Annotated in this window: 1 pseudogene; it reads right to left on the reverse strand. The window is 40.5% G+C overall.

The annotated features are described in order from the left end of the window. Positions 1-237, reverse strand: a pseudogene (locus tag R0J92_RS26425) (hypothetical protein); the annotation flags it as partial.

A 237-nucleotide genomic window follows, 5' to 3' on the forward strand; every position in this document is an offset into this window, starting at 1 on the left:
GCCTACTTTCGTATCTCCCGTTCCACCAACTACCGACAAGCCTGTGATACTAGTGTCTACAGTACCAGCTACATTCGCTCCACCATTTAACAACTTTTTAGTATTAAATTCTGTGGCATTACCGATTCTATCAATTTCTTCAACTAATTGACTGATTTCTTTTTGAATCTCGTTTCTGTCTGTACCAGTGTTGGTATCATTCGAAGCTTGTACTGACAGTTCGCGCATACGTTGAAG

The sequence above is a fragment of the Tritonibacter sp. SIMBA_163 genome, assembly GCF_046535935.1.
Taxonomy (GTDB): domain Bacteria; phylum Pseudomonadota; class Alphaproteobacteria; order Rhodobacterales; family Rhodobacteraceae; genus Epibacterium; species Epibacterium scottomollicae.